The sequence below is a fragment of the Streptomyces sp. NPDC052036 genome, assembly GCF_040680495.1.
Lineage (GTDB): Bacteria > Actinomycetota > Actinomycetes > Streptomycetales > Streptomycetaceae > Streptomyces.
Window position 1 is genome coordinate 435615 of sequence record NZ_JBFAWW010000002.1, and the last position, 25782, is coordinate 461396.

At 71.2% G+C, this 25782-nt stretch carries 23 protein-coding genes, 1 tRNA gene and 1 pseudogene; 11 read left to right on the forward strand and 14 right to left on the reverse strand.

The features are described from left to right. Positions 1–83 precede the first annotated feature (83 nt). The 5 genes from AB0L95_RS05985 (at position 84) to AB0L95_RS06005 (ending at position 5891) form a co-directional block, all read left to right on the forward strand. Positions 84–560, forward strand: a complete 477-nt coding sequence (locus AB0L95_RS05985; RefSeq protein ID WP_365157541.1) for a septum formation initiator family protein — start codon at positions 84–86, stop codon at positions 558–560. 136 nt (positions 561–696) lie between these two features. Further along, the gene (locus AB0L95_RS05990; RefSeq protein WP_365157544.1) at positions 697–1332 is read left to right on the forward strand and encodes a DUF501 domain-containing protein; all 636 of its coding nucleotides are present in this window, start codon (positions 697–699) and stop codon (positions 1330–1332) included. After that, positions 1329–2270, forward strand: coding sequence for a Ppx/GppA phosphatase family protein (locus AB0L95_RS05995; protein WP_365157547.1), 942 nt, complete (start codon positions 1329–1331; stop codon positions 2268–2270). The genes AB0L95_RS05990 and AB0L95_RS05995 overlap by 4 nt, the downstream gene beginning before the upstream one ends. Positions 2271–2944: 674 nt before the next feature. Further along, positions 2945–4324: an NAD(P)/FAD-dependent oxidoreductase gene (locus AB0L95_RS06000; RefSeq protein WP_365157550.1), complete on the forward strand. Its 1380-nt coding sequence runs from the start codon at positions 2945–2947 to the stop codon at positions 4322–4324. A gap of 274 nt (positions 4325–4598) precedes the next feature. After that, a complete protein-coding gene (locus AB0L95_RS06005) occupies positions 4599–5891 on the forward strand; it encodes a cyclopropane-fatty-acyl-phospholipid synthase family protein (RefSeq protein WP_365157553.1) in 1293 nt (430 codons plus the stop codon). 92 nt (positions 5892–5983) lie between these two features. Here the strand turns inward: AB0L95_RS06005 and AB0L95_RS06010 are convergent, their stop codons facing one another. Next, positions 5984–8512, reverse strand: coding sequence for an FtsX-like permease family protein (locus AB0L95_RS06010; RefSeq protein ID WP_365157556.1), 2529 nt, complete (start codon positions 8510–8512; stop codon positions 5984–5986). Positions 8513–8611: 99 nt separating this feature from the next. Next, entirely contained in the window at positions 8612–9382 is a 771-nt protein-coding gene (locus AB0L95_RS06015) for an ABC transporter ATP-binding protein (RefSeq protein ID WP_365157559.1), read from the reverse strand. 428 nt (positions 9383–9810) lie between these two features. Here AB0L95_RS06015 and AB0L95_RS06020 point away from each other — a divergent pair. Then, a tRNA-Leu gene (locus tag AB0L95_RS06020) sits at positions 9811–9896 on the forward strand. A 133-nt stretch (positions 9897–10029) separates the two neighbouring features. Here the strand turns inward: AB0L95_RS06020 and AB0L95_RS06025 are convergent. Both AB0L95_RS06025 and AB0L95_RS06030 read right to left on the reverse strand, forming a co-directional pair. Then, positions 10030–10203 (reverse strand): annotated as a pseudogene (locus AB0L95_RS06025) (hypothetical protein); the annotation flags it as partial. Positions 10204–10389: 186 nt separating this feature from the next. Beyond that, the gene (locus AB0L95_RS06030) at positions 10390–11442 is read right to left on the reverse strand and encodes an alpha/beta hydrolase (RefSeq protein ID WP_365157561.1); all 1053 of its coding nucleotides are present in this window, start codon (positions 11440–11442) and stop codon (positions 10390–10392) included. 472 nt (positions 11443–11914) lie between these two features. On the opposite strand from AB0L95_RS06030, the gene AB0L95_RS06035 reads away from it, so the two are divergent. Continuing rightward, positions 11915–12802, forward strand: coding sequence for a Bax inhibitor-1/YccA family protein (locus AB0L95_RS06035; RefSeq protein WP_365157564.1), 888 nt, complete (start codon positions 11915–11917; stop codon positions 12800–12802). 93 nt (positions 12803–12895) lie between these two features. On the opposite strand, the gene AB0L95_RS06040 is transcribed toward AB0L95_RS06035, so the two are convergent. After that, positions 12896–13123 (reverse strand): DUF4287 domain-containing protein, encoded by a 228-nt coding sequence (locus AB0L95_RS06040; RefSeq protein WP_365157567.1) that lies wholly within the window; start codon positions 13121–13123, stop codon positions 12896–12898. Between the two features lie 101 nt (positions 13124–13224). Between AB0L95_RS06040 and AB0L95_RS06045 the strand changes: the two genes are divergently transcribed. Beyond that, positions 13225–13536, forward strand: coding sequence for a hypothetical protein (locus tag AB0L95_RS06045; RefSeq protein WP_365157570.1), 312 nt, complete (start codon positions 13225–13227; stop codon positions 13534–13536). A 71-nt stretch (positions 13537–13607) separates the two neighbouring features. Here AB0L95_RS06045 and AB0L95_RS06050 read toward each other — a convergent pair whose 3' ends face one another. The 3 genes from AB0L95_RS06050 to AB0L95_RS06060 form a co-directional block, all read right to left on the reverse strand. Further along, on the reverse strand, positions 13608–14420 hold the full coding sequence (locus AB0L95_RS06050; RefSeq protein ID WP_365157572.1) for a hypothetical protein: 813 nt from the start codon (positions 14418–14420) through the stop codon (positions 13608–13610). 273 nt (positions 14421–14693) lie between these two features. Continuing rightward, positions 14694–15914: an acetyl-CoA C-acetyltransferase gene (locus AB0L95_RS06055; protein WP_365157575.1), complete on the reverse strand. Its 1221-nt coding sequence runs from the start codon at positions 15912–15914 to the stop codon at positions 14694–14696. 294 nt (positions 15915–16208) lie between these two features. Beyond that, complete coding sequence (locus AB0L95_RS06060) at positions 16209–17240, reverse strand: SGNH/GDSL hydrolase family protein (RefSeq protein ID WP_365157578.1); 1032 nt, start codon at positions 17238–17240, stop codon at positions 16209–16211. 177 nt (positions 17241–17417) lie between these two features. On the opposite strand from AB0L95_RS06060, the gene AB0L95_RS06065 reads away from it, so the two are divergent. Further along, complete coding sequence (locus AB0L95_RS06065) at positions 17418–18806, forward strand: cystathionine beta-synthase (RefSeq protein WP_365157581.1); 1389 nt, start codon at positions 17418–17420, stop codon at positions 18804–18806. Positions 18807–19174: 368 nt separating this feature from the next. On the opposite strand, the gene AB0L95_RS06070 is transcribed toward AB0L95_RS06065, so the two are convergent. Next, complete coding sequence (locus tag AB0L95_RS06070; RefSeq protein WP_365157789.1) at positions 19175–19609, reverse strand: hypothetical protein; 435 nt, start codon at positions 19607–19609, stop codon at positions 19175–19177. 478 nt (positions 19610–20087) lie between these two features. Here AB0L95_RS06070 and AB0L95_RS06075 point away from each other — a divergent pair, with 478 nt between their 5' ends. Next, complete coding sequence (locus AB0L95_RS06075) at positions 20088–20930, forward strand: MurR/RpiR family transcriptional regulator (protein ID WP_365157584.1); 843 nt, start codon at positions 20088–20090, stop codon at positions 20928–20930. Between the two features lie 79 nt (positions 20931–21009). Continuing rightward, positions 21010–21594, forward strand: coding sequence for a hypothetical protein (locus AB0L95_RS06080; protein WP_365157587.1), 585 nt, complete (start codon positions 21010–21012; stop codon positions 21592–21594). A 29-nt stretch (positions 21595–21623) separates the two neighbouring features. Here AB0L95_RS06080 and AB0L95_RS06085 read toward each other — a convergent pair whose 3' ends face one another. The 5 genes from AB0L95_RS06085 to AB0L95_RS06105 form a co-directional block, all read right to left on the reverse strand. Continuing rightward, complete coding sequence (locus AB0L95_RS06085; protein WP_365157590.1) at positions 21624–21998, reverse strand: hypothetical protein; 375 nt, start codon at positions 21996–21998, stop codon at positions 21624–21626. A gap of 17 nt (positions 21999–22015) precedes the next feature. Continuing rightward, on the reverse strand, positions 22016–22534 hold the full coding sequence (locus AB0L95_RS06090) for a roadblock/LC7 domain-containing protein (RefSeq protein WP_365157592.1): 519 nt from the start codon (positions 22532–22534) through the stop codon (positions 22016–22018). A gap of 40 nt (positions 22535–22574) precedes the next feature. Continuing rightward, complete coding sequence (locus AB0L95_RS06095) at positions 22575–23564, reverse strand: hypothetical protein (RefSeq protein WP_365157595.1); 990 nt, start codon at positions 23562–23564, stop codon at positions 22575–22577. Continuing rightward, complete coding sequence (locus AB0L95_RS06100; RefSeq protein ID WP_365157598.1) at positions 23561–23959, reverse strand: hypothetical protein; 399 nt, start codon at positions 23957–23959, stop codon at positions 23561–23563. The genes AB0L95_RS06095 and AB0L95_RS06100 overlap by 4 nt, the downstream gene beginning before the upstream one ends. Positions 23960–24184: 225 nt before the next feature. Beyond that, a complete protein-coding gene (locus AB0L95_RS06105; RefSeq protein WP_365157602.1) occupies positions 24185–25573 on the reverse strand; it encodes a diaminopimelate decarboxylase in 1389 nt (462 codons plus the stop codon). Positions 25574–25782 lie beyond the last annotated feature (209 nt).

The following is a 25782-nucleotide window of genomic DNA, read 5'->3' on the forward strand; positions in this document are numbered from 1 at the left end:
TTAGCCAGTCGTCCGTACGTCCCCGTACGCGGTCCCGTACCGTGTGCGGGGACGTACGCACGTGTGAAGGGGAGGCGGAAGACATGGCCGTGAAGGACCGTGACCGGTTCTCCACCGCGACCAGGCTGCGGCTGCTCGGCGAGCAGACGGCGGCCCGGGTCTACCGTTCCCAGACCAGACGGCAGGCCCGCCGTTCCCGGCTCACCGGCCGGGCCGCGCTGCTCGCCCTCGTGCTGTGCTCGCTGATCGTGGCGCTCGCGTACCCGATACGGCAGTACGTCTCCCAGCGTGCCGAGATCGCCGGCCTGGAGCGGCAGCGCCAGGAGGCCCGCGACCGGGTCGAGCAACTGCGCGACCTCAAGGCGCGCTGGCAGGACGACGCGTACGCGGAGCAGCAGATCCGGCAGCGGCTGCACTATGTGATGCCGGGCGAGACCGGGTACATCGTGGTCGACCCGGACCCGGCCAGACAGTCACGCGTGCACCGGACGGCCTTCGCACGCCCCTGGTACACCGGCGTCTGGGACGGGGTGGACAAGGCCGACGCGTCGGACCGCTGACCCGCCGAACCCCTCCCGCCGACCCGCCGGACCCCGCCCGCCGCACCTGCCGAATCCCGCCGGATCCCGCCATCCCGTCGGATCCCGCCACATCCCGGCAGAGACACAACAGAGACCAAGAGAGACTTCGTACCGCATGGAAACGCCCCCGCCGCCCACCCCGCCCACCGAGCCCACGGACGCGGATGTCGAGGCCATCCAGCAGCAGCTCGGCCGCACCCCGCGCGGGCTGCGCGCGATCGCGCACCGCTGCCCGTGCGGGCAGCCGGACGTCGTGGAGACGGCGCCGCGGCTCCCCGACGGCACCCCCTTCCCGACGACGTACTACCTGACGTGTCCGCGCGCCGCCTCCGCGATCGGCACGCTGGAGGCCAACGGCGTCATGAAGGAGATGACGGAGCGTCTGGGGGCCGACCCGGAGCTGGCCGCCGCCTATCGCGCCGCGCACGAGGACTACATCGCCCGCCGCGACACCATCGAGGTCCTGGAGGGCTTCCCGAGCGCGGGCGGCATGCCGGACCGGGTGAAGTGCCTGCATGTGCTCGTGGCCCACTCGCTGGCCGCCGGGCCGGGGGTCAACCCGCTCGGCGACGAGGCGATCGCGATGCTGCCGGAGTGGTGGCGCAAGGGGTCGTGTGTGACGCCCGCGGGGCCGCCGTCCGGCGACGAGTGGGAGGTGGAGACGACGGACACCGGCTGGTTCGCCGTCCAGCCCGTCCAGGCTCCGGCCTCCGAGGAGAGCCAGGCCGCGGAGAAGGAGAAGGACAAGTGACACGCGTCGCCGCCGTCGACTGCGGTACGAACTCCATCCGGCTCCTGGTGGCGGACGCCGATCCCGCCAGTGGTGAACTCGTCGAGCTGGACCGGCGGATGACCATCGTCCGGCTCGGCCAGGGCGTGGACCGGACCGGGCGGCTCGCCCCGGAGGCCCTGGAGCGTACGTTCGCCGCCTGCCGTGAGTACGCGGAGATCATCAAGGGGTACGGCGCCGAGCGGGTGCGTTTCGTCGCCACGTCCGCCTCCCGGGACGCCGAGAACCGGGACGAGTTCGTCCGCGGGGTCCTGGACATCCTCGGTGTCGAGCCCGAGGTCATCTCCGGCGACCAGGAGGCGGAGTTCTCCTTCATGGGCGCGACCAAGGAGCTGGCGGGCCGGGAGGACCTCCCCAGGCCCTGTCTGGTCGTGGACATCGGCGGCGGCTCCACGGAGTTCGTCGTCGGCGACGACCGGGTGGACGGTGCCCGGTCCGTCGACATCGGCTGTGTCCGTATGACGGAGCGTCACCTCGTGCACCACGGTGTCGTCACCGACCCGCCCACCGAGGAGCAGATCGCCGCCATACGGTCCGACATCGCGGCCGCGCTGGACCTGGTGGAGCAGACCGTGCCGCTGCACGAGGCGCACACGCTGGTCGGCCTCGCGGGCTCGGTCACCACCGTCTCGGCGATCGCCCAGGACCTCCCCGAGTACGACTCCACGAAGATCCATCATTCCCGCATCTCCCTGGACCGCGTCCGCGAGATCACCGAGTGGCTCCTCAGGTCCACCCACGCCGAGCGGGCGGCGATCCCCTCCATGCATCCCGGACGCGTGGACGTCATCGGCGCGGGCGCCCTCGTCCTGCTCGCGATCATGGAACGGATCGGGGCCGCCGAGGTCGTGGTCAGCGAACACGACATCCTCGACGGCATCGCGTGGTCGGTGGCGTAGAAGCCGCCGACGGCCGGCTCCTCCGACGGGCCCGCAGGCCCGGCTCCCCCTTGGACGGGAGCCGGGCCTGCGGTGGTTTCCGGTCGCTTCGCCGTCCCGGGCACGGTCGTGTCCGGGACGGCTCCGGCCGGTGTGCGGGCCAGTGATCACCAGGGCGGGCGGGACCCGATGGCAGCGCGACCGTCAGGCCGGCGGCGCAGTCGGCGGAGGGTCGCCGGCCGGTGGCGTGGCTCTCTTTTGTTACTCGTCGGTAGTCAACGGCTGAGCAGGTCGGATAACGTCTGAGCAAGGCCGACGGGGCCTCCGGGGCGCCTCGCCGACCTCCGGTCGGAAAACTTCGTGAACTTCTTCACAAGGAAATCCGTCCCGCGCCGCCGCGAAAGGGGGCCGGTTGGCTCTTCCGGGGGGTCGTGAGTCGTTTGAACATGTTCAGTCGGTAGGTGTGAGAGGGGTCCGGAAGGGAAGGTTCCGAGGGTGTTCCGGCATCCTCGCCATCGCCTCGTACGACCAGAGGGGCAGCTCACGCGGCGTTGACAACGGGTCGGGGTGCGCCGCGGTTCCCGTCCGCCGTCATGACCTGCGTCACGCGGGCCGCGGAGTGTAGCACGGGCCCTCAAGAAGCTTGTGAAGGGGCGCACGAGCGACCCCCCGGGGGCGGGTGGATACTCGATGGCATGAGCACCACGGAGCGTCCCAGGATCCTCGTAGTAGGCGGTGGGTACGTAGGCCTGTACGCAGCTCGACGCATTCTGAAGAAGATGCGCTACGGCGAGGCGACCGTCACGGTCGTCGACCCGCGCTCGTACATGACCTACCAGCCCTTCCTCCCCGAAGCCGCCGCCGGCAGCATCTCCCCCCGGCATGTCGTCGTCCCGCTGCGACGCGTCCTGCCCAAGGCGGAGGTCCTCACCGGTCGGGTCACCACCATCGACCAGGACCGCAAGGTCGCCACCATCGCCCCGCTGGTGGGCGAGGCGTACGAGCTGCCCTTCGACTACCTGGTCATCGCGCTCGGCGCGGTCTCCCGCACCTTCCCGATCCCCGGCCTCGCCGAGCAGGGCATCGGCATGAAGGGCATCGAGGAGGCCATCGGCCTGCGCAACCACGTCCTCGAGCAGCTCGACAAGGCCGACTCCACGACCGACGAGGAGATCCGCCGCAAGGCGCTCACCTTCGTCTTCATCGGCGGTGGTTTCGCCGGTGCGGAGACCATCGGCGAGGTCGAGGACATGGCCCGGGACGCGGCCAAGTACTACAAGAACGTGTCTCGCGAGGACATGCGCTTCGTTCTCGTCGACGCCGCCGACAAGATCCTCCCCGAGGTCGGCCCCAAGCTCGGCCAGTACGGCAAGCAGCACCTTGAGGGCCGCGGTGTCGAGGTCTACCTGTCGACCTCGATGGAGTCCTGCGTAGACGGCCACGTGGTGCTCAAGAACGGCCTCGAGGTCGACTCCAACACCATCGTGTGGACGGCCGGCGTCAAGCCGAACCCGGCGCTCGCGCGCTTCGGCCTCCCGCTCGGTCCGCGCGGTCACGTGGACACCGCCGCCACCCTCCAGGTCCAGGGCACCGACTACATCTGGGCCGCGGGTGACAACGCCCAGGTGCCCGACCTCGTCGGCCGCAAGGCGGGCAACGAGAACGCCTGGTGCCCGCCGAACGCGCAGCACGCGCTGCGTCAGGCCAGGGTCCTCGGCGACAACGTGGTCTCCGGCATGCGGGGCTTCCCGCAGAAGGAGTACAGCCACGCCAACAAGGGCGCGGTCGCGGGCCTCGGCCTGCACAAGGGCGTCGCGATGATCGTCATGGGCAAGACGAAGATCAAGCTCAAGGGACGTCTCGCCTGGTACATGCACCGTGGCTACCACGGTCTGGCGATGCCGACCTGGAACCGCAAGATCCGGATCTTCGCGGACTGGACGCTCGGCATGTTCCTCAAGCGCGAGGTCGTCTCGCTCGGCGCCATCGAGTCTCCGCGCGAGGAGTTCTACGAGGCCGCCAAGCCGGTGCCGGTCGCCGCGGCCAAGACCGAGGAGAAGGCCAAGGCCTCCTGACCTGAAGGTCACCGATCCAGCCGAAGGGCCTCCCGCCATCCGTGGTGCGGGAGGCCCTTCGGCGTTCGGCGTGCTTTCGGTGCCTGACCTCGTGATGCGGTGCCGACCGGCCTCGTACACGGGCATTTTGCCCAGCCGTAATGCCACCGGGGGACTGCGGTCCGGCCCCGCAGGTGTTTACGTGGTGTCGGACATCCCGGAATCCTTCCCCGGGCTCCCCGTGCGGCTCTCCGTCCGGTGCGAGCAGGGGATATCCCCATCGGAGGTGTGCACCATGGCCGACGCCGCGCCGCGGCTGAAGAGCCTCGTCGAACAGTTGCTGGGGGTACCGCTCCCCGTGCGCATCCGCGCCTGGGACGGTTCGGAAGCCGGCCCCCCGGGCGCCCCCGCACTCGTTGTACGCAACCGCCGTGCCCTGCGCCGCCTGCTGTGGAAGCCGGGGGAGTTGGGGCTCGTCCGCGGCTGGGTCGCCGGGGACCTCACCATCGAGGGCGACCTGTACACCGCCCTCGATCTGATGGCCGGTCTCGTCTGGGAGCGCGGCGAGGACGCCCGCACCCTCGCCCAGGCGGTCCGCGACCCGGAGGTGCGCGCCGCCGTCCGCGGGCTCGCCCGGCTGGCCGGACCCTTCCCGCCGCCTCCGCCGCCCGCGGAGGAGATCCGCAGGGTCCGCCACCTCCACACCCGCCGCAGCGACAAACGCGCCATCAGCCACCACTACGACGTGGGGAACGACTTCTACGAGATCGTCCTGGGCCCGTCCATGGTCTACTCGTGCGCCTACTGGGAGGCGCCCGGGGCCACCCTGGAGGACGCCCAGCGCGACAAGCTCGAACTCGTCTGCCGCAAACTCGGTCTGAAGCCCGGTCAGCGCCTTCTCGACGTCGGCTGCGGCTGGGGCTCCATGGCGATCCACGCGGCCCGCGAGCACGGGGTGAGCGTCGTCGGCGTCACCCTCTCCCAGGAGCAGGCCACCTACGCCCGCAAGCGGATCGCCGAGGAGGGCCTCGCCGACCGAGTCGAGATCCGGGTGCAGGACTACCGGGACGTCGTCGACGGCCCCTATGACGCGATCTCCTCCATCGGCATGGCCGAGCACGTCGGCGCCGAACGGTACCTGGAGTACGCCCGCCATCTGTACGGCCTGCTGAAGCCCGGCGGGCGGCTGCTCAACCACCAGATCGGGCGGCGCCCCCAGCAGGACGAGTCCGCGTACTCCGTCGACGCGTTCATCGACGCCTATGTCTTCCCGGACGGTGAACTCGCCCCCGTCGGCACCACCGTGACCCAGCTGGAGCGCGCCGGGTTCGAGGTCCGCGACGTGGAGTCGCTCCGCGAGCACTACGCCCTCACCCTGCGCACCTGGATCGCCGGCCTGGAGGCGCAGTGGGGGCGTGCGCAGTCTCTCGTCGGCCCCGGCCGCGCCCGTGTGTGGCGTCTGTACATGGCCGCCTCCGCCCTCGCCTTCGAACACAACCGCATCGGCGTCAACCAGGTCCTCGCCGTGCGGACACCGGAGTCGGGCGCGTCCGGGCTGCCGCTGCGTCCCCGCACCTGGCACGGCTGACCCCGGTACGGGCGAGGCCGTAGGAGGCGGTGAAGGTACGACGAAGGGGCCCCGTTCCGGTGTGGAACGGGGCCCCTTCGTGACGGTTGCCGCTACTCCGACTTGATCGCCGCCAGCATGTTCAGACGGGCCGCCCGACGGGCCGGCCACAGGGCGGCCAGGACGCCGACCACTCCCGCCAGGACGAGGAAGACGGCCATCCGGCCCCAGGGCAGGACCAGCTCGTACGTCGACATCTTGGTGCCGAGCAGTTCACCTGCCGCCCAGCCGAAGAACACGCCCAGGCCGATGCCGAGCACTCCGCCGAACAGCGAGATGACCAGGGACTCCAGCCGGACCATCCGCTTGATGCCCTTGCGGTCCAGGCCGATCGCCCGCAGCATGCCGATCTCCTGCGAGCGCTCGAAGACCGACATGGCCAGGGTGTTGATGACTCCGAGGACGGCGACGATCACCGCCATGGCCAGCAGGCCGTAGAGCATGTTCAGCATCAGCGTGAAGATCTGCGCGATGCTGTTGGAGATGTCCTTCTTGTCCTGGACCAGGATGGCCGGGTTGTGGCCGAGCGCCTTCTGCAGCGCGCTCTTGGCCGACGCGGTGGCGCCGTCCGACATCTTCACCATGACCTGCATGTCGGCCGGGCGGCTCAGATGCGGAGAGAGCGTCGCGTTGTCGAGCATGATGCCGCGCATCATCTCGGTGCTCTGGTAGACGCCGGCGACCGTCAGCTGCTGCTTGCGGCCGTCCTCGTAGGCGATCGTGAACCGCGAGCCCGCCGTCCAGTGGTGGTCCTTGGCCGTCTCGTCGTCCACGACGACCTGGCCGCCGCCGACCTTGAAGGTGCCGGCGTCGACCGTCAGGTCCGTCAGCTTGCCGATGGCGGCGCCGTTGACGCCGGTCACGTACTCGGTCCCGCCCTCGATACGGGCGGGAGCGTTGCGCAGCGGGCTGATCGCGGTGACGCCGTCCGTCGTCCGGAGCGTCTTCTCGACGTCGGGCGACAGCTCGTTGCGGTTCGCCATGGACACCACGTAGTCCGCCTTGAGAGCGGAGGACGCCATCTTGTCGATCGCGGTCTGCAGGCTGCCCGCCATCACCGTCAGACCGGTGATCAGGGTCAGGCCGATCATCAGGGCCGAGGCGGTGGCCGCGGTGCGGCGCGGGTTGCGCACCGAGTTCTGCCGGGCCAGCTTCCCGGCGATCCCGAAGACACGCATCAGCGGCGCGGCGGCCGCGATCAGCGGACGGGACAGCAGCGGGGTGAGCACGAAGACACCGATGATGAGGAGGACCGCGCCGAGGCCCATCGGGGCCTGGCCGTCCGAGGAGTTCAGCGTGGTGGCGTACAGCACGGTGGCGATGCCGGCCGCGGCCAACAGGGCGCCGATGGTGTTCCGTACGACCAGGGACTTGGTGGTGGCCTTCGCGTGGACGCTGCTCATCGCGGCGACCGGCGGGATCTTCGCCGCGCGGCGGCCCGGCAGCCAGGCGGCCAGCATGGTGATCAGGATGCCGACGGCGAGAGCGGCGGCGACCGTGCCCGGGGTGATGACGAGAGGCCCGTCCGGAACCGTCCCGCCCAGCGAACCCACCAGCGAGCGCAGCCCCGCGCCGATGCCGATACCGGCCACCAGACCGGTGACGGCCGCGACCGCGCCGACCACGAACGCCTCGATGAGCACGGACCGGGTGACCTGACGGCGGGAGGCGCCGACCGCGCGCAGCAGCGCCAGCTCCTTGGTGCGCTGGGCGACCAGCATGGTGAAGGTGTTGGCGATGATGAACGTGCCGACGAACAGCGCGATACCGGCGAACACCAGCAGCGCGGTACGCATGCTGCTCGTGGCGTCGGCGATCTGCTGGGCCTGGTCGTCGGCGAGCTGCTTGCCGGTGATGGTGGAGGCGGTGTCCTTCGGCAGGATCTCGTCGAGGGCGTTCCGCAGCGCGATCTGGCCGGTGCCCGAGGCCGCCTTCACATCGATCTCGTCGTAGGCGCCGGGCTTGTGGAACAGGCGCTGGGCGGTGGCCGTGTCGAAGAGGACGAGGCTGCCGCCGGCCGCCACGTTGCCGTCGTCGGTGGTGAAGACGCCGGCGACCCTCGGGGACAGCACCGGGCCGTCGATCGACAGCCGCACGGTGTCGCCCACCTTGTATCCGGTGCGCTCGGCGGTGTTGGAGTCGATGAGGATCTCGTCCGCGCCCTTCGGGGCGTGCCCGCTGAGGATCGGGTACCGGGGGTCCTGGGTCTTCCAGTAGTTCCCGCCCTGGGACTGGAAGCCGTCGCCGACGAGCTTGCCGTCCTTGTCGGCGACGGCGGTGAAGCCGCTGACCACGCCGACGGCCGACCCGGCGCCCTGTACCTCGGCGGCCTTGTCGAGGAGGGCCTGGGTGAGCTGGGGCTCCTTGCCGATCTTGTCGCCGGTGTCCTGGCGGCCCTCGGGCCGGATGGCCACGTCGACCTGGTCGAAGCCCTTGGCCGAACTCTTCTGGTAGGCGTCCGAGATGGTGTTGGTGAAGACCAGGGTGCCCGACACGAACGCGACGCCGAGCATCACGGCGAGGACGGTCATGAGCAGCCTGGCCTTGTGCGCGAGCACATTGCGCAGGGCGGTACGGAACATTTCTCTTCCTGGACTGGGGGCGGGACGGGGGGAGGGAACGGGCCGGTCAGGCCGACAGAGGTCCTGGGACGCAGACCCCGGGGGCGGGACGCGGGGACCTCAGCTCGTACGGCCCTTGGCGTCGAACTGCTTCATGCGGTCGAGCACCGCGTCGGCGCTCGGCTCGTACAGCTCGTCCACGATCCGGCCGTCCGCCAGGAAGATCACCCGGTCCGCGTAGGCCGCCGCGACCGGGTCGTGCGTGACCATCACGACCGTCTGCCCCAGCTCCCGCACGGAGTTGCGCAGGAAGCCCAGCACCTCCGCGCCCGAACGCGAGTCCAGGTTTCCGGTGGGCTCGTCACCGAAGATGATGTCCGGCTTGGACGCGAGCGCCCGCGCCACCGCGACACGCTGCTGCTGACCGCCGGACAGCTGTGCGGGCCGGTGGCTCAGCCGGTCCGCGAGCCCGATCATCCGGATCACGGTGTCCAGCCACGCCTTGTCCGGCTTACGGCCCGCGATGTCCATCGGGAGGGTGATGTTCTCCAGTGCGGTCAGAGTGGGCAGCAGGTTGAACGCCTGGAAGATGAAGCCGATCTTGTCCCGGCGCAGCTTGGTGAGCTGCTTGTCCTTCAGCGAGCCCAGTTCGACGTCGCCGATGCGGACGGAGCCGGACGAGAAGGTGTCGAGCCCGGCGACGCAGTGCATGAGCGTCGACTTGCCGGAGCCCGAGGGCCCCATGATGGCCGTGAACTGGGCCTGCTGGAAGTCGACGGTCACCCGGTCCAGGGCCACTACCTGGGTTTCGCCCAGTCCGTAGACCTTCGACAGATCCGTGGCGCGGGCGGCCACCGTGGTGGTCCGGTCGGCGAGGGGGGTGCTGGTCACGGGCGGGTGCTCCTGTCGGGACGACGACGGTCAAGGGGACGTGTTCCATCGTCGCGGCCCAACGGTCCCGTGGAGTCAGCCGCTGTTCCCGTTCCCGGGGCAGCCTCGAGTCGGACCGGGCCCGCCGGTGTCATACCTGGGGATGAGGGGCGTCCCTGAGAGTGCCCCCGAGTCCGCCCAGAGCGGAAAGCGGTTGGTCAGCCGATACATGCAGGTCGCAGTGCCCTCCTTCAGGGCGGTGAAATTCCGTCATTTCGCATACACGGCTCATGGTTGCCCGAAAGGCTATTGGCAAGTGCGGATGGCCCGTACCGGGTGCTGATGCTCCCTCAGACATCAATAAAATAAGACAACATCGCACCGTGCGCCCGCTGTTCGGGGGATGCCTCCCGATAGGCTCGGAACGCTCGATGCGGAGCCCATGGCCTGCCCGGATGGTGGAATGCAGACACGGCGAGCTTAAACCTCGCTGCCCCTCGCGGGCGTACCGGTTCAAGTCCGGTTCCGGGCACCATCCGTTCCTGTACCGCAGGGTACGGACCCCATTTCTGTTCGTCTCCATCAGCGGTCCTGCGGCAGGCCTGACGGCACCGTCCGGAAGCCGGGGCTTTCCTCTGTCCGGCCCGGCCATGGGTGGCGGGCCGGACGATACGGCCGAAGTCCTCGGCGGAGATGCGGCCGGAGGCCGGTGCGGCCTCGCGCAGGGTGGTGTCCTCGTCGTCGGCCTCGTGGGCGATGGCTGAGGCCTTGTCGTAGCCGATCACGGGCGAGAGCGCGGTGACCGGGGTGAAGGCCACGCCGCGGTTACGCAGCGGATCCACCGGAACGCTCGGGGCGGCCGGGGTCCGTGTGCCTCCCGGTCATCGGATCTCCCTCTGTGCGGATGCCGTGTCGGCTCCGACCCGCGAGCACACGGCCCGCTCCAGGCCACGGCCGCCGGCACGGCAAGGGGCGGCGAGGGCGTCCTTCCCCCGGTCGGCGAACCGTGCCACGCCCCTCGTGCGGTGTCACATGCCGTCGGCTTCCAGGACCGCCTGGGCGAACGCCTCGGGCGCCTCCTGCGGAACGTTGTGGCCGATGCCCTTCAGCGTGCGGTGGGCGTAGGGGCCGGTGAACCTGCCGCGGTAGGCGGCGCCGTCGCCGGGCGGGGTGAAGGGATCCAGCGCACCGTCGAGGGTGACGGTGGGCACGTGCACGGGCGGGCCTTCGGCGAGCCTCGCCTCAAGGGCGTCGTGGCGCGGGTCGCCCGGTGCGAGGCCGAGCCGCCAGCGGTAATTGTGGATCACGATGCGGACGTAGTCCGGGTTGTCGAACGCCTGGGCGGTGCGGTCGAAGGCGGCGTCGCTGAAGTGCCAGGTCGGCGAGACGTTGTGCCAGATGAGCCTGGCGAAGTCCTTCCGGTGCTCCGCAAGGCCCAGCTCGCCTCGTTCGGTGGAGAAGTAGTACTGGTACCACCACGCCCACTCGGCCGCCGGGGGCAGCGGCAGCCGCTGCTGCTTCCGGTCGGTGATGAGATAGCCGCTCACGGAGACCAGGGCCTTGCAGCGCTCCGGCCACAGCACGGCGATGATGTCGGCGGTGCGGGATCCCCAGTCGAAGCCGCCGAGGACGGCCCGCTCGATCCGCAGGGCGTCCATGAGCGCGATGACGTCCAGCGCGAACGCCGCCTGCTCGGCGTTGCGGAACGTCTTCGGGGACAGGAAGGTCGTCGTCCCGTAGCCGCGCAGATAGGGGACGATGACGCGGTAGCCGTGCGTGGCCAGCAGCGGTGTCACCTCGACGTAGCTGTGGATGTCGTACGGCCAGCCGTGCAGCAGGAGCACCGCGGGACCGTGGGCGGGTCCCGCTTCGACGTAGCCGATGCTCAACTCGCCGGCGCGAATCCGCTTCAACGCGCCGAAGGAGGGGGTCCCTCGCGCCTTGTCGGGCCCGGCCGCTCCCGCGCCCGTACGGGCGGTTGCCGAGACGGAGGAGGAGGCGGGCGTTCCCGCCGATGAGGCAGCCGCCGTGCTCGTCGTGCCCGCGCCGAGGACCTTGCCGAAAGTCCGCCTGTTCATCACCTGGGAACCGTCCTGTCGTGTCCGCTGGTCGGGGGAGGGGTCGTCGCGGTCCGCGCCTCCCCGGTCCGACAGGCCCCCGGGTCGAATGTCACAAAGCCACTGCCGACGTGCCCACCGGTCGCGTCCGAACGGGGGACGTCGGAATGGGCTGTTCCGGGCTCTGGCCCACGCCCGGACCGCTCGCCGGTCGGTGTCGCCCTCGGGGTGGGTCCGGCGAGGCCTCTCGGGTGAATGCGCCGGCGGCCGATGTCGCCCGTCCGGGTGAAGGACCGCCCGTGCTGGGTCCATGGCCGGTCTCGACTCTGTTCCGACTCGGTCATGGATGGGGTGTACGCGTGCCGGGAATCACGCAGTTGCGTAGCGTGTTGCGCGCAAGGACGAGGGAAAGATCCTCCTCAAGCAGTAGGGTCAATCCTTTGCCTACCTATTACTCTTGAGCCAAGGCCACGCAGGGTGGCCATGGAGGAGTGAAATGAGGAGCAGCAACCCGGTCTTCTCGCGACGGGGGTTCAGCCGCGACAACGGCTACGCGAGCTTCAACACCGCGCCGCAGGCCGGGGGAGCCGCTGTCGGCACGCAGGGCAACCCGTACGCGCAGAACCCGTACGCGGGCGGTAACCCCTACACGCAGAACCCCTACGCCCAGCAGACCCAGTACGGCGCCCCGCCGCAGGCCCCGGCCTCCACCGGCCGGATGACGATGGACGACGTCGTCATGCGCTCGGCGATGACGCTCGGCACGGTCGCCGTCGGCGCGATCCTCGCGTGGACACTGCTGCCGATCTCGTCGACCAGCTACGGCCTCGCGGTCGGCTCCGCCCTGATCGCGTTCGTGCTGGCGATGGTGCAGTCCTTCAAGCGCACCCCCTCGCCCGCGCTGATCCTGGGGTACGCCGCCTTCGAGGGCGTCTTCCTCGGCGTCATCAGCGAGATGTACAACGCACAGTGGTCCGGCGCACCCTTCCAGGCGGTGCTCGGCACCATGGCGGTGTCCGGCGCGACCCTGTTCGTCTACAAGGCGGGCTGGATCCGGGTCACCGCGCGATACGCCCGTATCGGCATGGCCATCGCCATCGCGTTCGTGCTGGTGATGGCGGTCAACCTGCTGCTGGTCGCGTTCGGCGCCGCCCCCGACGGCGGGCTGCGTAGCATGGGCCCGCTGGGCGCGCTCGTCGGCATCATCGCGATCCTGCTCGGCGCGTTCTTCCTCACCCTCGACTTCAAGCAGATCGAGGACGGTATCGCGTACGGCGCGCCGCGCGAGGAGTCCTGGCTGGCCGCGTTCGGCCTGACCATGACCCTGGTGTGGATCTACGTGGAGATGCTGCGGCTGGTCGCCATCTTCAGCAGTAACGACTAGTACCGGTCCGTTCCGGCCAGTCTCTGCCGAAGGGCCCCCGAACCACGGTTCGGGGGCCCTTCGGCGTGGGGAGTCGGGTGCGACGGTGCGCGCTCAGGCGAGTTTGCGCGCGGCCCTTCTCAGGTCGTACTCGTGGATGAGTGCCTTGGCGTGGCCGTAGGCGAGACTGTGCTCGTGCCGGAGCCAGCTGACCTTCTCCTCGAAGCAGAGAGCGGGCCCCTCGGCGACGGTGGTGAGCCAGTCGGACACTTCACGACCGGTGCAGTGCGGGATGCGGGCGAGCAGATTGCGATGGGTCTCCTCGGAGAAGACTTGGGACATCGGCGCCTCCGGACGCATTCGACGAAGCCGGTCCTTCAAGTCACCGTGCCTGAGTGTTCGCCTGTTGGCAACAGTCCTGCCGCGACGCGTAGTCTCGCCGCGTGCTTGATACGACGCCTTTGACCCAGGCCGTGGATCACTTCGCCGACCGCCTGCGGGCCGCTCCCCAGAGCCGGCTGCAACGGAGCGCCGCGGCCGAGGCGCTCGGCCTGGCAAGGGAGTTGGCGCGCCGCGCTCAGCTCCTGGAGGACCCCTCGGCCGAGCCCCGCGACATGCCGGACGCGGGTATGTTCGCGGTCGCCGACCAGATCACGGTCGCCGCTCACGATCTCGCGGTCGTCCTGAGCGACGAGGAAGAACTCGCCCAGGCGTTGACGCTCGTGCAGGAGGCACAGCAACGCGCCGGGGTCTGAGGTGCTTCCGCCTTCGGTGCGGTCGGCCCCCCTGGACCCGTGCCGGTGGCCGCCTTGTGCCACCGGCCCTGTCACAGGGTCGCGATGACGCGGTCCGCCAGGATGTAGACGCTCTCGTCGCCGCACTCGAACGTCAGCGCGTACGCCCCCGAGACACCCGAGCCGCCGAGCAGGACCGGCGCGCGGCCGGCGTCCAGGGCCGCGGTCAGGCGTTCCGCCGTCTCGCGGTGGCCCGGCGTCATGCACAGCGTCGTACCGTCCGCGAAGACATAGACGTCGAGGGTCCCCAGCGGACCGGGGCGCACATCGGCGAGTTCCGTACGGGCTGCGGCCAGCTCCTCCAGACGGGCGACCGTGTGCTCGTGGTCGTTGACCACGGGGGACGGGGACGGGACGAAGTCCGGGTGCGAGGGGTGCCGGCGGCGGGCGGCGGCCAGTTCGGGGGAGTCCCCCGCGAGGCCCTCGTCCGGGGAGGAGTTCTGGGTGAACTCGTTCTTCTCCAGGAAGGGTTCCGCCACCGGCTCCAGGCTGTCGTGCTCCAGGCCCGCGAAGTCCGACTGGTGCGGCACGAACAGCTCGCTGTCGGGCAGGCCGAACAGGGAGGGGGCGTCGGCGATGTCCCGGGCCTCCTGGGCGGCCCAGAAGGCCCGTGCCTCGGCCAGCTCACGTTCCCGCTCCTCGGCCAGCGCCTCGGCCACGGCGGTGCGTATCTCCTCCGCGTCCGCGCTGGGGCGGGCGGCGGGCACCAGGCCCTGCGCGGCGCGGCCCTCGGCGAGTTCGCTGTGCAGGGCCGCGACCTGTCGGCGCAGCGCACGCACGCTGCACAGGACGGCGACACCCACGCCCGCGGTGGCGGTCGTGGTGAGCAGCAGAGCAATCGGCATGGCGCTCACTGATGTACTCCCGGTTCAAGGTCGGCCCCGGACTTCCTACATCAGCTTGAAGGGGGGACTAACCAGCTGTCAGTGCGTAACGTCACGAAACGGACAGCGTCCGGGTGTGCATACCTCCCCCTGAAACGGCTCTGACCTGGGTAAACCCTAGTCGGAGGGAGATAGGTCACATCCTGGGGGAGATTGGATCACAGAACGGCCCGAAACCCGTGAGGGACAGGGGCTTCGGGCCGTTGTCGCGAGGGTGTGAGGGACCCGAGGCCGTCAGCTCAGGCGCTCGATGACCATCGCCATGCCCTGGCCGCCGCCGACACACATCGTCTCCAGGCCGAACTGCTTGTCGTGCCACTGGAGAGAGTTGATCAGCGTGGTGGTGATGCGGGCGCCGGTCATGCCGAAGGGGTGGCCCACGGCGATGGCACCGCCGTTGACGTTCAGCTTGTCCAGCGGGATGTCCAGGTCGCGGTAGGAGGGGATCACCTGGGCCGCGAACGCCTCGTTGATCTCGACGAGGTCGATGTCGCCGATGGTGAGGCCGGCACGCTTGAGGGCCTGCTTGGTGGCCTCTACGGGGCCGTAACCCATGATCTCGGGGGAGAGCCCGGAGACACCGGTGGAGACGATCCGGGCGAGCGGCGTGAGCCCCAGTTCCCGGGCCTTGGTGTCGCTCATGATGACCAGGGCGGCGGCGCCGTCGTTGAGGGGGCAGCAGTTGCCGGCGGTGACACGGCCGTCGGGGCGGAAGACGGGCTTGAGCCCGGCCACGCCCTCCAGGGTCACGCCGGCGCGCGGACCGTCGTCCTTGCTGACGACCGTCCCGTCGGGGAGGGTCACCGGGGTGATCTCGCGCTCCCAGAAGCCCTTGGCGATGGCCTGCTCGGCGAGGTTCTGCGAGCGGACGCCGAACTCGTCCATCTCCTCGCGGGTGATGCCCTTGAGGCGGGCGAGGTTCTCCGCGGTCTGGCCCATCGCGATGTACGGGTCGGGCAGCAGGCCGTCCTCACGCGGGTCGTGCCACGCGTCGCTCCCGGACTCGGCGACGGCGGCGGTGCGCGCCTCGGCCTCGGCGAAGAGGGGGTTGCGGGTGTCCGGGAGTCCGTCGGAGCTGCCCTTGAAGAAGCGGGAGACCGTCTCGACACCGGCCGAGATGAAGACGTCGCCCTCGCCGGCCTTGATGGCGTGCAGGGCCATGCGGGAGGTCTGCAGCGAGGAGGAGCAGTAACGGGTGACCGTGCAGCCCGGCAGATGGTCCATGCCCATCTGCACGGCCACGATCCGGCCGAGGTTGTAGCCCTGCTCGCCGCCGGGGAGCCCGCAGCCGAGCATCAGGTCGTCGATGTCCTTCGGGTCAAGCTCGGGGATCTTGGAGAGCGCCGCCTGGATGATGGTCGCGGTCAGGTCGTCGGGGCGCAGGTCCTTGAGGGAACCCTTGCCGGCGCGGCCGATGGGGGAGCGGGCGGTCGAGACGATGACGGCTTCAGGCATCACGGCTCCAGTGCACGAGGGGGCAGGCCTGTGGGGGAAGTTACCCGTACGTACGGTGGAGGTCACGGGCTGTGGGGTGTGACTCGGACCGCACTTTTCTAAGCGCTTGCTTTTTTCGGGAGGGGGGAGCCGGGAGCCGGGAGGAGCGGGCGCCGGGCGTCGGAAGCCGGGAGCGGGCGCGCCCCGGCCCCCGTCCCGGTCCGGGTCGCTCCGGGGCGATCCGGACCGGGGCGGGACGAGGGCACGGCCGGGTGACGGCGGCCGGAGGCCTGGGCGGACGGGTCCGGGGGCCCGTCAGGGCAGCGGTTCCCGCTCGGCGGCCGGGCTCGCGTCCGGGGTCGGCAGCCGGCGACGGCGCCGCTTGAGCAGGGCCCAGGGGCCCCGGGGACCCGTCGGCAGAGCGGCCGTGACCTCGGTGCCTGCCTCCGAGGCCGCCTCCGCCGCCGCACGGGCCACCGGCAGGAAGCCCTCCCGGCGGGACGCGTCCGGGCGCTCCTCGTCCGCCGGCCACAGGCCCAGGGCCGCGCAGAGCGTCGGCAGGACCGCCATCGCCGCCGTGGCATATCCCTCGGCCGAGGGGTGGTAGTTGTCGGGGCCGAAGAGTTCGCGCGGGTTCGCCTCGAACTCCGGGCCCAGCAGATCGCCCAGCGACACCGTACGGCCGCCCTGCTCGACGACGCCGATCGTCTGCGCCGCGGCCAGCTGGCGGGAGGCGCGGCGGGCCAGCCAGCGCAGCGGCTGCTGGACGGGCTCGATGGTCCCGAGGTCGGGGCAGGTGCCCACCACGACCTCCGCGCCCGCTGTGCGAAGCCGGCGCACGGCCGCCGCCAGATGGCGCACCGAGCGGGTCGGGGGCATGCGATGCGTCACATCGTTCGCGCCGACTATGATCACGCAGATGTCCGGGACCTGGTCCGGCCCCTCCAGTGCCGACGACACCTGACGGTCGAGGTCGTCCGACTGCGCTCCGGGGAGCGCCACCACCCGCAGCTCCACCGGGCGCTCCGCCACCGCCGCGAGACCCGAGGCCAGCAGCGCGCCCGGGGTCTGGCGGAAGCGGCGCACGCCCTGCCCCGCGGATGTGGAGTCGCCGAGCATCATCAGCCTCAGCGGCGGTCCGTCCGTACCGGCGTACCCTCGCCCGTACAGGCCGTCGGCGCTCGGCGGGCAGGGGCTGTGCCCATTGCCCACATGGCGCTTGGCCATCTGTACCTCGGCCAGCAGCAGCCCGGCGGCGGCTGCTCCGACCAAGCCGATTCCGCCGCCGCCGTACGCTGCGCCCGCCGCGATGCGCCGGGCCACTCTCGCCCTCGACATGCTCGACATGCGTCGCCGCCACCTCCTCGTAGCCGTACACCCACTGCTTGCCCCGTACGCACCGTCGTCCAATCTCAACGGCGCGTGAACGCCCGGACCTCCGCTGTTGCGGACCGTCCTGACGCGGGAGCGCTTACGCTGGCGGCACCATCACGACCACTCTTTGGCAAGCAACCGGAGACAACGGTGCAATTCCACGACTCGATGATCAGCCTGGTCGGCAATACCCCGCTGGTCAGACTCAACCGCGTGACCGCCGGCATCCAGGCGACCGTCCTCGCGAAGGTCGAGTACTTCAATCCCGGCGGTTCCGTGAAGGACCGCATCGCCCTGCGCATGATCGAGGCGGCCGAGCAGAGCGGCGAGCTCAAGCCGGGCGGCACGATCGTCGAGCCGACCAGCGGCAACACGGGCGTGGGCCTCGCGATCGTGGCCCAGCAGAAGGGCTACAAGTGCATCTTCGTGTGCCCTGACAAGGTCTCCACCGACAAGATCAACGTCCTGCGCGCGTACGGCGCCGAAGTGGTCGTGTGCCCGACGGCGGTCGCCCCGGAGCACCCGGACTCGTATTACAACGTCTCCGACCGGCTCGTCCGGGAGACCCCCGGCGCCTGGAAGCCGGACCAGTACTCCAACCCGAACAACCCCCTTTCGCACTATCACTCGACCGGCCCCGAGCTGTGGGAGCAGACGGAGGGGAAGATCACCCACTTCGTCGCGGGCGTGGGCACGGGCGGCACGATCTCCGGCACCGGGCGCTACCTGAAGGAGGCCAGCGACGGCCAGGTCAAGGTCATCGGCGCCGACCCCGAGGGCTCGGTGTACTCGGGCGGCTCCGGGCGGCCGTACCTCGTCGAGGGTGTCGGTGAGGACTTCTGGCCGACCGCGTACGACCGGACCGTCACCGACGAGATCGTCGCCGTGTCCGACAAGGACTCCTTCCAGATGACCCGGCGGCTGGCCAAGGAGGAGGGCCTGCTGGTCGGCGGCTCCTGCGGTATGGCCGTCGTGGCGGCGCTGCGGGTCGCCGAGCGGCTGGGGCCGGACGATGTCGTGGTCGTGCTGCTGCCGGACAGCGGGCGCGGCTACCTCACCAAGATCTTCAACGACGAGTGGATGGCCGACTACGGCTTCCTGGAGGACGCCGGTCCGAGCGCCCGTGTCGCGGACGTGCTGAACGACAAGGAGGGCGGCATCCCCTCCCTCGTCCATATGCATCCCGACGAGACGGTCGGCCAGGCCATCGAGGTGCTGCGCGAGTACGGCGTCTCGCAGATGCCGATCGTGAAGCCGGGCGCCGGGCACCCCGACGTCATGGCGGCCGAGGTCGTGGGCTCCGTCGTCGAGCGCGAACTGCTGGACGCGCTGTTCACCAAGCGCGCCTCGCTGGACGACCCGCTGGAGAAGCACATGTCCGCGCCGCTGCCGCAGGTCGGCTCCGGCGAGCCGGTCGCGGACCTGATGTCCGTGCTGGGTACGGCCGACGCGGCGATTGTCATCGTCGAGGGCAAGCCGACCGGCGTGGTCAGTCGGCAGGACCTGCTGTCGTTCCTGGCCAAGGGCGGAAAGCAGTGACGAACGTCCGGTGAACCGGGCGTGTCACCGGGGAACGTGCGGTGACCTGCGGGGGCGGGGCTTTTCGGAAGTGGTACGAGCGCGTCACGTCCGCGCAGCACCCGCTTAACATGCGTCCGGCACATTAGAGGTGTCGGCAGGGCGGGAGCGGCTCCCCGCCCCGGCCGGCAACCGAAACGGCGCCAGGAACCTCCGGAGCGGCTCCCGGACCTCCATGGACGCCATGGACGCGCAAGCCCGGCCCTGACCCGGCCCGCGTCCCTCGCGGGGACCGCCGTCGTCCCGCCCCCCGGCAACGGGGGTGCGGCGGTCCCCGCGCATTTCTCTTTCGGGGGTCGTGAACCGGCTGCGGGCGGTCCTCCGGCGCGTCAGTCCTGGCCGCTCTCCCCGTCGCCGTCCCCCGGGGACCGGTGGCGACGGACGAAGAGGCCGGGAGTGGTGCGCGCGGCCTGGACCGCGTTGACCCCGACGATGCCCGCCCAGGCGATCAGCAGACCAGGCAGGTGGCCGACGCCGCCGCCGATCGCCGAGAGCGGTATCGCCAGCACCAGCGAGACGATGCCGAAGCCGAAGCGCTCCCCCCAGGAGTCCGTGACACGCGGGGACCGCGCGCCGCGCGCCACCACCATCTGCTGCTCGGCCAGTTGTCTGCGCAGCCGGCGGTCGACCGCGCTGTCGATGCGCTGGTCGACCTTCTCGAGGAAGGACTCGACCAGCGCCGCGTCGTACTCCTCGCCCAGTTCCCTGCGGGCCCCCAAGGTGGCGTCCAGTTCCTTCTTGAGGTCGGCGCCCCGCCCGTCCATTCCCGTCATGTGCACCACGTTAGGGAGCCGGGGTGCCCGCGGCACTGGGGAAAGCCCCCGTCTTCAGAGTGGGGCTCGCCTAAGGGTCCTGGTGCGCCGCGCCCATCGGGGGCATTGAGCGCGACGCGTGTTCACCGTAGGCACTCGCGTGGTGACCGTATGTGCCGGTTTAGGGATGCTTGGTGGATTCGTCGTCGGATCATCGCCGCCGCGATACCGGGGCTTGGTCGTCAGCCGGCGTATCCGTCCGCATGCTCCGGAGCGTGCGCCGTACAACGGGCGCACGCCCCCGCCTGCATATCGCCATGCAGAGGTCTTGGTGTTTGAATAGGTGGGCACGGCCCGGACGAGGGCCCGGACGTGAGACACCGCGTGCCCGCGGCGCGTACCGTCTGGTGGCCGACTGCTGCCGTGGCCGCCCGAACCCGTCGCGTCGGTGCCGGCCCGGTGCGCGGAACATCTGGAGGGGGAGGACGTGATGAGCGTGACCGAAAGCCCTGCGGCACGGCTGCAGACGCTCTTCGAGGGGCACCGGCTCACGCCGACCCAGCGGCGTATCGCGCACAGCATGGTGCGGCGCGCCGCCGACGTGCCGTTCCTGTCGAGCGTGGAGCTGGCCGAACTCGCCGGGGTGAGCCAGCCGTCGGTCACCCGGTTCGCGGTCGCCCTCGGCTTCGACGGCTACCCGGCGCTGCGCAAGCACCTGCGCGAGGTCGCGCCCGCGGAACAGGCGGCGGACCCCGGCGCGTACAACGAGTACCAGCAGGCGGTCGAGGCCGAGATCGAGAACCTGAAGCACCTGGCCGAGGTGCTGGCCGACCCGCGGCCCGTGCAGCAGGCCGGACGGATCCTCGCCGCCTCGCGCCCCCTGCCCGTGCTCGGCCTGCGGGCCGCAGCCTCCCAGGCGTACGGCTTCGCGTACTTCGCCGCCAAGGTCCATCCGGACGTACGGCTGCTGGACGAGGGCGGCACGATGCTGAACGACCGCATCGACGCGGCCGTACGGGCCGGTGCGAGCGCCCTGCTGTGCTTCGCGCTGCCTCGGCATCCACGCGAGGTCCTGGACACCCTCGCCTATGCCCGGGAGGCGGATCTGACGGTGGTCACGGTCGCCGACTCGGTGTTCGCCCCGGTGGCCAAGGTCTCGGACCTGCTGCTGCCGGCCGCCGTCGGCACGGGACTCGCCTTCGACACCGCCTGCGCGCCGATGCTGCTCGGCCGGGTCCTTCTGGAGGCGATGTGCGACGACCTGCCGGACGCCCAGGCGCGCCTGGAGGAGTTCGACACCCGGGCGGCGGCCCGGGGGCTGTTCGTGGAGTAGCCCTTTTTCAGACTCGTCTCACGTTCGCTCGTTAGCCTGCGCGCACCAGGCGCTGGACCAGGTGAGACGGGAGGCCGAGGTGGCGCGCGGAGGTCAGGGACTGGCACGGGTGGCCGTCGTCGTACGAGCCGGAGCCGCACCGCTGTGGTGGCTCGGGGTGTTCGCGGCCGGCATCGGGATCCTGGTGCCCGGAGTGACGGGACGCCGTGTCGGCGTCATGGCGGGCGCCGCACTGTTCGTCGTGGCCGCGGCGGTGGTCGCCCGCGTGCGCCGCAAGCGGTACACGGCCCTCGGGAGGGGTGCCGCCCGCGCCGGCAAGTACGACGTGCTCCAGGACCGCCATGTCACCATGCGGATCTGGCGGCGCGGGCACCGCTGGTGGCTGCTCGCCGCCTTCGCCGCCGCGCTCGCCTGCTCCTTCGCGGTGCCCGCCGCCGGCGGGATGCTGCTCGCCGGGACGGGCGCCGGGCTGTGGCTGAAGGCCGCCTGGCTCGGCCGCGTCGAGCGCGCCGACGACGCACTGCTGTGGGTGCGCGTGGACTGGCTCGGCCGCCGCGGCGGCGCGCCCGCGGGCAAGCCGGTCAGGGGCTACCGCGGCACCGGCCTCGCGGCCGGCGACGCGGCCCCGGGCGGGGCGCGCCGCCGTACCGCGGAGCTGGTGTAGCGGGGGCCTGGAGCGGACGGACCGTGAGGTCAGACCTCCAGGTCCTCCTCGATCTTCTTCAGCTGGTGGCGGGCCATCGCCAGGTTGGCGCGCTTGGCGTCGAGGACCAGATAGAGGAACAGGCCGTTGCCGCCGCGGCCGGTGAGCAGCCGGATCAGGTGGTACTGGTCGGACAGCGTGATCAGGATGTCCTCGATCTGCCCCTTGAGTCCGAGGTGCTCCATGGTGCGCAGCTTGGCCCGGACGACATCGGTGTTGCCTGCGGCCGCGACCGTGAGGTCGAAGCCCTTGCTGCCGCCCATCGTGCCCAGCGCCATGCCGCTGGTGTAGTCGACGAGGGCGGCTCCGGTCGCGCCCTCGATGGAGGCGAGCGCCTCTTTCAGCGTGGTTTCGGTGTTGGCCATTTTCGGGGTGTGTCCTTTCAACTTTCCGTGGTGGTGCGCGCGTTCGCGGCCGAGCGTGGGCTCGCGGGGGCGCGCGGGGTGCGGGTCCGCAAGGGGGCGGACCTGGAGGTGGCAGTGGTGGGGGTCCTGGCGGTGCGGGACTGCGGCGGCGGCTCGGCCCGCAGGACGGCCTCGTCGATCAGCTCGCCGATCCGGGTGCTGGCGCGGCGGCCCTCCAGATGCAGCCGGCCGACGTTGACCCGGTCCTGGGCGAGCAGCGTGAGCACGGCGCTGCGGCCGGCCGCGTACGTGGCGACGTAGCCGTGGACGCCGCGGACGAGCAGTTCGCGGAAGTCGCCCTGTCCCGTCGCCTCCGCCAGCCGCAGGGCGACGCCGAGCGCGGCGGCGGTGAGCGCGGCGACGCCCTCCGGTTCGACGCCGGCGGTGTCCTGGGCGAGGACGAGTCCGTCGACGCTGGCCGCGAGGGCACCGGTCAACTGGGGGATACGGGTTCTCAGGCGGCGGAGTTCGTCGAGGACCTCGGGCTCCGCGTCCATCAGGGGTCTCCTCTCGGCGGGGCGGGGGCGGTCGAGCCGGTCAAAGGGCCTCCAGCGCATCCCTCAGCCTCTTCAGCAACGTGACGTGGGGGTCGGCGAACGGCGGCAGCACGTCGGCGGGCACGGGCGCCCCGGCCGCCGGTGCGGGCGACGGCGCCTGCGCGGGAGGCAGCGGGCTCGGTTCCGGTGCCGGGCCGGGAGCCGCGAGCGGGTCTGGGGCCGGGAACGCGTCCGCAACCGGGTTCGGCAACGGGTCCGCAACCGGGTTCGGCAACGGGTCCGGAACCGGGCTCGGCAACGGGTCCGGGCCGGGGGCCTGGTGCGGACGGGCCGTGACGGCGCCCGCCGCCGCCAGCCGTCGTACGTCGACCAGCGTGTGGAACGCCGGGCGGCCCAGCGCCCGGGAGATGTCCGCCGCCGTGCGTGCTCCGTCGATCAGGTCGAGCACCTCCCCCTGGCGGGGGGTGACCGCCGGGCCGGCCGGGCGGTCGGTGCGCCGGAGCGGGGCCTCGTCGATGGCCGGGTCGGGCCAGATGTGCCGCAGCAGCTCGCGGCGGCGCAGCGTCTCGCGTTCCACCCCGGCCACGGGGACCGGGTGCACCGGGCCCAGCCAGTGCGCCTCGCCGTAGCGGAAGCGGGCGGGGGCGCTGCTCGGGCCCAGGACGAAGTACGCCGCGTCGTAGAGCGCCCCCAGATGGCACAGCTCCAGGGCGCCCTTGCTGATCCGGCCGCTGTCGACCAGGAACCGTCCCACCCGCCGTCGTGTCGCCGCCTCGGCGACCGCCTCCCGCCAGCCGTCCTCGTCGAGGGCGCCGTGCGCGATGAGCAGGACGTCGAGGCCCGGGGTCGCGGGGCTCTCGGCGTACACCACCTGGCCGTCGACCAGATGAAGCAGACCGCCCTCGCGCATCAGCACTCCGGTGGCCCGTTCGACGGCGAGCCTGCCGAGCATGGGGGACAGGCCGCCGCTCGGGATCTGCGTGCGCTGCCGCACGGGCAGCGGGGGCGGAGGAGTCGCGACCACCGTCATCCCAGCACCAGCCGCCCGGCCATCTCGCCGAGCCGGATGCGGGCGAGGGCGAGGTTCCCTTCCGAGCGGGCCAGCCACAGATGCAGGAAGACGCTGCTGTCGAACGTCGTCGGGACGAACCGCAGCAGGTGGTAGCTGTCCCGGTTGGCGATGATCAGGTCCTCGACCGGGCATGCGTCGTCGGACCAGTCGGCGTCCTCCTCCGGGGCGAACGCGCGGTGTTCGGCGGCCAGCCGGGCCAGCTCCGCGGCCTCCGCCGCGGTCGTCTCGTGGTCACCGCCGGGCGACTCCCCGACTGTGCCCAGCGCGAGCCCGCTGGTCCAGTCGACCACCGCGGCGCCCCTGGCGCCGGGCAGTCGCATGGCTTCCAACAGGCACTCGTCGATTCCGGGCACCGTGGCTCCCCTCCCGCCTCGGGTACGGCTGAGTGACCCTGACGTTACGCAACGTGTGCGCGGGGAGTGAGGCTTCCGGCATTTTCCGGTGGAACATGCGCGGGATCGCTAAGGTAGGTCAACTGACCTTGTTCACGGGCTCGTTGGGGTGGACCGGGCGCCCCGGTGCTGACCAGCGCAGATGCGGGCGGCGCGCATCCGTGGGGGCGCCGCCCCGCGCGCTTCTCACAGCTCCGTCAATGCGCCTACGCGCCCCCCGCCCGATTCGGCGACGATCTCCTCGACGGTCTGCGGATCCCGTACGACCGCGAACCGCGTCCCTCCGCCCTCGCCCGGCGCATAGCCGTACACCCCCGGCCGGGCCAGGGAGTTGTACGCGTAGTGGTGCGCGAAGTAGTACGCCCCGGTGTCCAGGGCCGCCACATGGTCGCCCGGCTCCAGCAGCGGCAGCGGGTGCGCCACGGCCAGCAGGTCGCCCGCGAAGCACGCCGGGCCCGCCACGTCCTGCGCCACGACGGGCCCTTCCTTCGGGTGTCCCTTGGCGTCGTACGCAGCGATCCGCAGCGGCCAGGCCCCCGGCGCGTACACCGTGCGGGTCGCGACCTGCACGCCCGCATGGGTGATCGCCACCGCCCGGCCGCCCGCGTGTTTGGCGTACTCCACCCGCGCCACCACGGTCCCGTGCTTGGCCAGCAGCGACCGGCCGAACTCCGTGACCAGTCCGTACCGCCCGTCGAACAGTCCCGGCACCGCCTCCGCCAGCAGCCGTGCGTACTGCGCGTACGTCGGGGTCGTCGTGTCCGACGCGAAGTTGACCGGCAGCCCGCCGCCGATGTCGATCGTGTCGATCTGGCGGCGGCCGATCCGGCGGTTGATCTCCTCGGCGAGCGCGTAGCACTCCGAGATGCCCCGTGCCATCAGCGAGAGCGGGATCCCCTGCGAGCCGGAGTGCGCGTGCAGCCGGGTCAGCCAGGGCCGCTCGGCATAGGCGCGGACCAGCCAATCGCGCGCCCCCTCGTCCCGTAGCGCCACGCCGAACTTGGAGGTCGCGGTCGCCGTGGACAGGGCGTCGATCGCCCCCGCGCCGAGCTGCGGGTTCACCCGCATCCCGAGCGGGGAGGACGTCGTCGTCTCCCGGACGAGGGCGTCGATCCGCTCCAGCTCCTGGGGGTTGTCCGCGTTCACGGCGATGCCCAGCGCCAGTGCCTCGCGCAGCTCCCGAGCCGTCTTGGCGGGCGAGTCCAGCACCGTCCGTTGCAGCTCCACTCCGGCCGCGCGGGCCAGCGCCAGTTCCCCGGGGCTCGCCACCTCCGCGCCGATGCCCGCCTCCCGCAGCAGCCGCAGCACCGGGACCAGCGGGGCCGCCTTCACCGCGAAGGCGTGCAGCACCGCCGTGCCCGGCGCGACCACCGCGTTGAAGGCCGCCCGCAGCGCCGCCGCCGCGTCCCGGATGCCAACGACGTCCAGCAGGCCCACGAGGGGCGTGTCCGGCCCCAGAAGTCCCTGCTCCACGGCGCCGCGCACGGCCTCGTCCCGGCGCGCCACCCGCTCGGCGTCGTCGGGGCGTCCGTCCCCGTGGTGGCGGTTGTTGTGTTTCGTCCCGCTGTGCCTCATATTCACCGCGTCCCCCGTCCCGCCGTGCCTCATGTCCACCGCGCCCCCGTTCCCCCGTGTGGCAGTCCGCGGGCCCCTGTTCTCGGGCGTGTTCCGGCTCGGAACCCCGGCCGCCGCGGCTCTGTCTCCAGCCAAACATCCCGGCTGCTTCGGTGCTGGCGCAAGAACGTATTGACTAGCTCTATTCAGGAAGCGAGGATGTGAATAAC

Bases quoted from the DNA above. Each gene is read 5' to 3' on its own strand.
- AB0L95_RS05985 (WP_365157541.1), top strand. From the start codon at position 84: ATGGCCGTGAAGGACCGTGACCGGTTCTCCACCGCGACCAGGCTGCGG.
- AB0L95_RS05990 (WP_365157544.1), top strand. From the start codon at position 697: ATGGAAACGCCCCCGCCGCCCACCCCGCCCACCGAGCCCACGGACGCG.
- AB0L95_RS06000 (WP_365157550.1), top strand. From the start codon at position 2,945: ATGAGCACCACGGAGCGTCCCAGGATCCTCGTAGTAGGCGGTGGGTAC.
- AB0L95_RS06005 (WP_365157553.1), top strand. From the start codon at position 4,599: ATGGCCGACGCCGCGCCGCGGCTGAAGAGCCTCGTCGAACAGTTGCTG.
- AB0L95_RS06010 (WP_365157556.1), bottom strand. From the start codon at position 8,512: ATGTTCCGTACCGCCCTGCGCAATGTGCTCGCGCACAAGGCCAGGCTG.
- AB0L95_RS06035 (WP_365157564.1), top strand. From the start codon at position 11,915: ATGAGGAGCAGCAACCCGGTCTTCTCGCGACGGGGGTTCAGCCGCGAC.
- AB0L95_RS06040 (WP_365157567.1), bottom strand. From the start codon at position 13,123: ATGTCCCAAGTCTTCTCCGAGGAGACCCATCGCAATCTGCTCGCCCGC.
- AB0L95_RS06050 (WP_365157572.1), bottom strand. From the start codon at position 14,420: ATGCCGATTGCTCTGCTGCTCACCACGACCGCCACCGCGGGCGTGGGT.
- AB0L95_RS06055 (WP_365157575.1), bottom strand. From the start codon at position 15,914: ATGCCTGAAGCCGTCATCGTCTCGACCGCCCGCTCCCCCATCGGCCGC.
- AB0L95_RS06060 (WP_365157578.1), bottom strand. From the start codon at position 17,240: ATGTCGAGCATGTCGAGGGCGAGAGTGGCCCGGCGCATCGCGGCGGGC.
- AB0L95_RS06070 (WP_365157789.1), bottom strand. From the start codon at position 19,609: ATGGACGGGCGGGGCGCCGACCTCAAGAAGGAACTGGACGCCACCTTG.
- AB0L95_RS06075 (WP_365157584.1), top strand. From the start codon at position 20,088: ATGAGCGTGACCGAAAGCCCTGCGGCACGGCTGCAGACGCTCTTCGAG.
- AB0L95_RS06085 (WP_365157590.1), bottom strand. From the start codon at position 21,998: ATGGCCAACACCGAAACCACGCTGAAAGAGGCGCTCGCCTCCATCGAG.
- AB0L95_RS06090 (WP_365157592.1), bottom strand. From the start codon at position 22,534: ATGGACGCGGAGCCCGAGGTCCTCGACGAACTCCGCCGCCTGAGAACC.
- AB0L95_RS06095 (WP_365157595.1), bottom strand. From the start codon at position 23,564: ATGACGGTGGTCGCGACTCCTCCGCCCCCGCTGCCCGTGCGGCAGCGC.
- AB0L95_RS06105 (WP_365157602.1), bottom strand. From the start codon at position 25,573: ATGAGGCACAGCGGGACGAAACACAACAACCGCCACCACGGGGACGGA.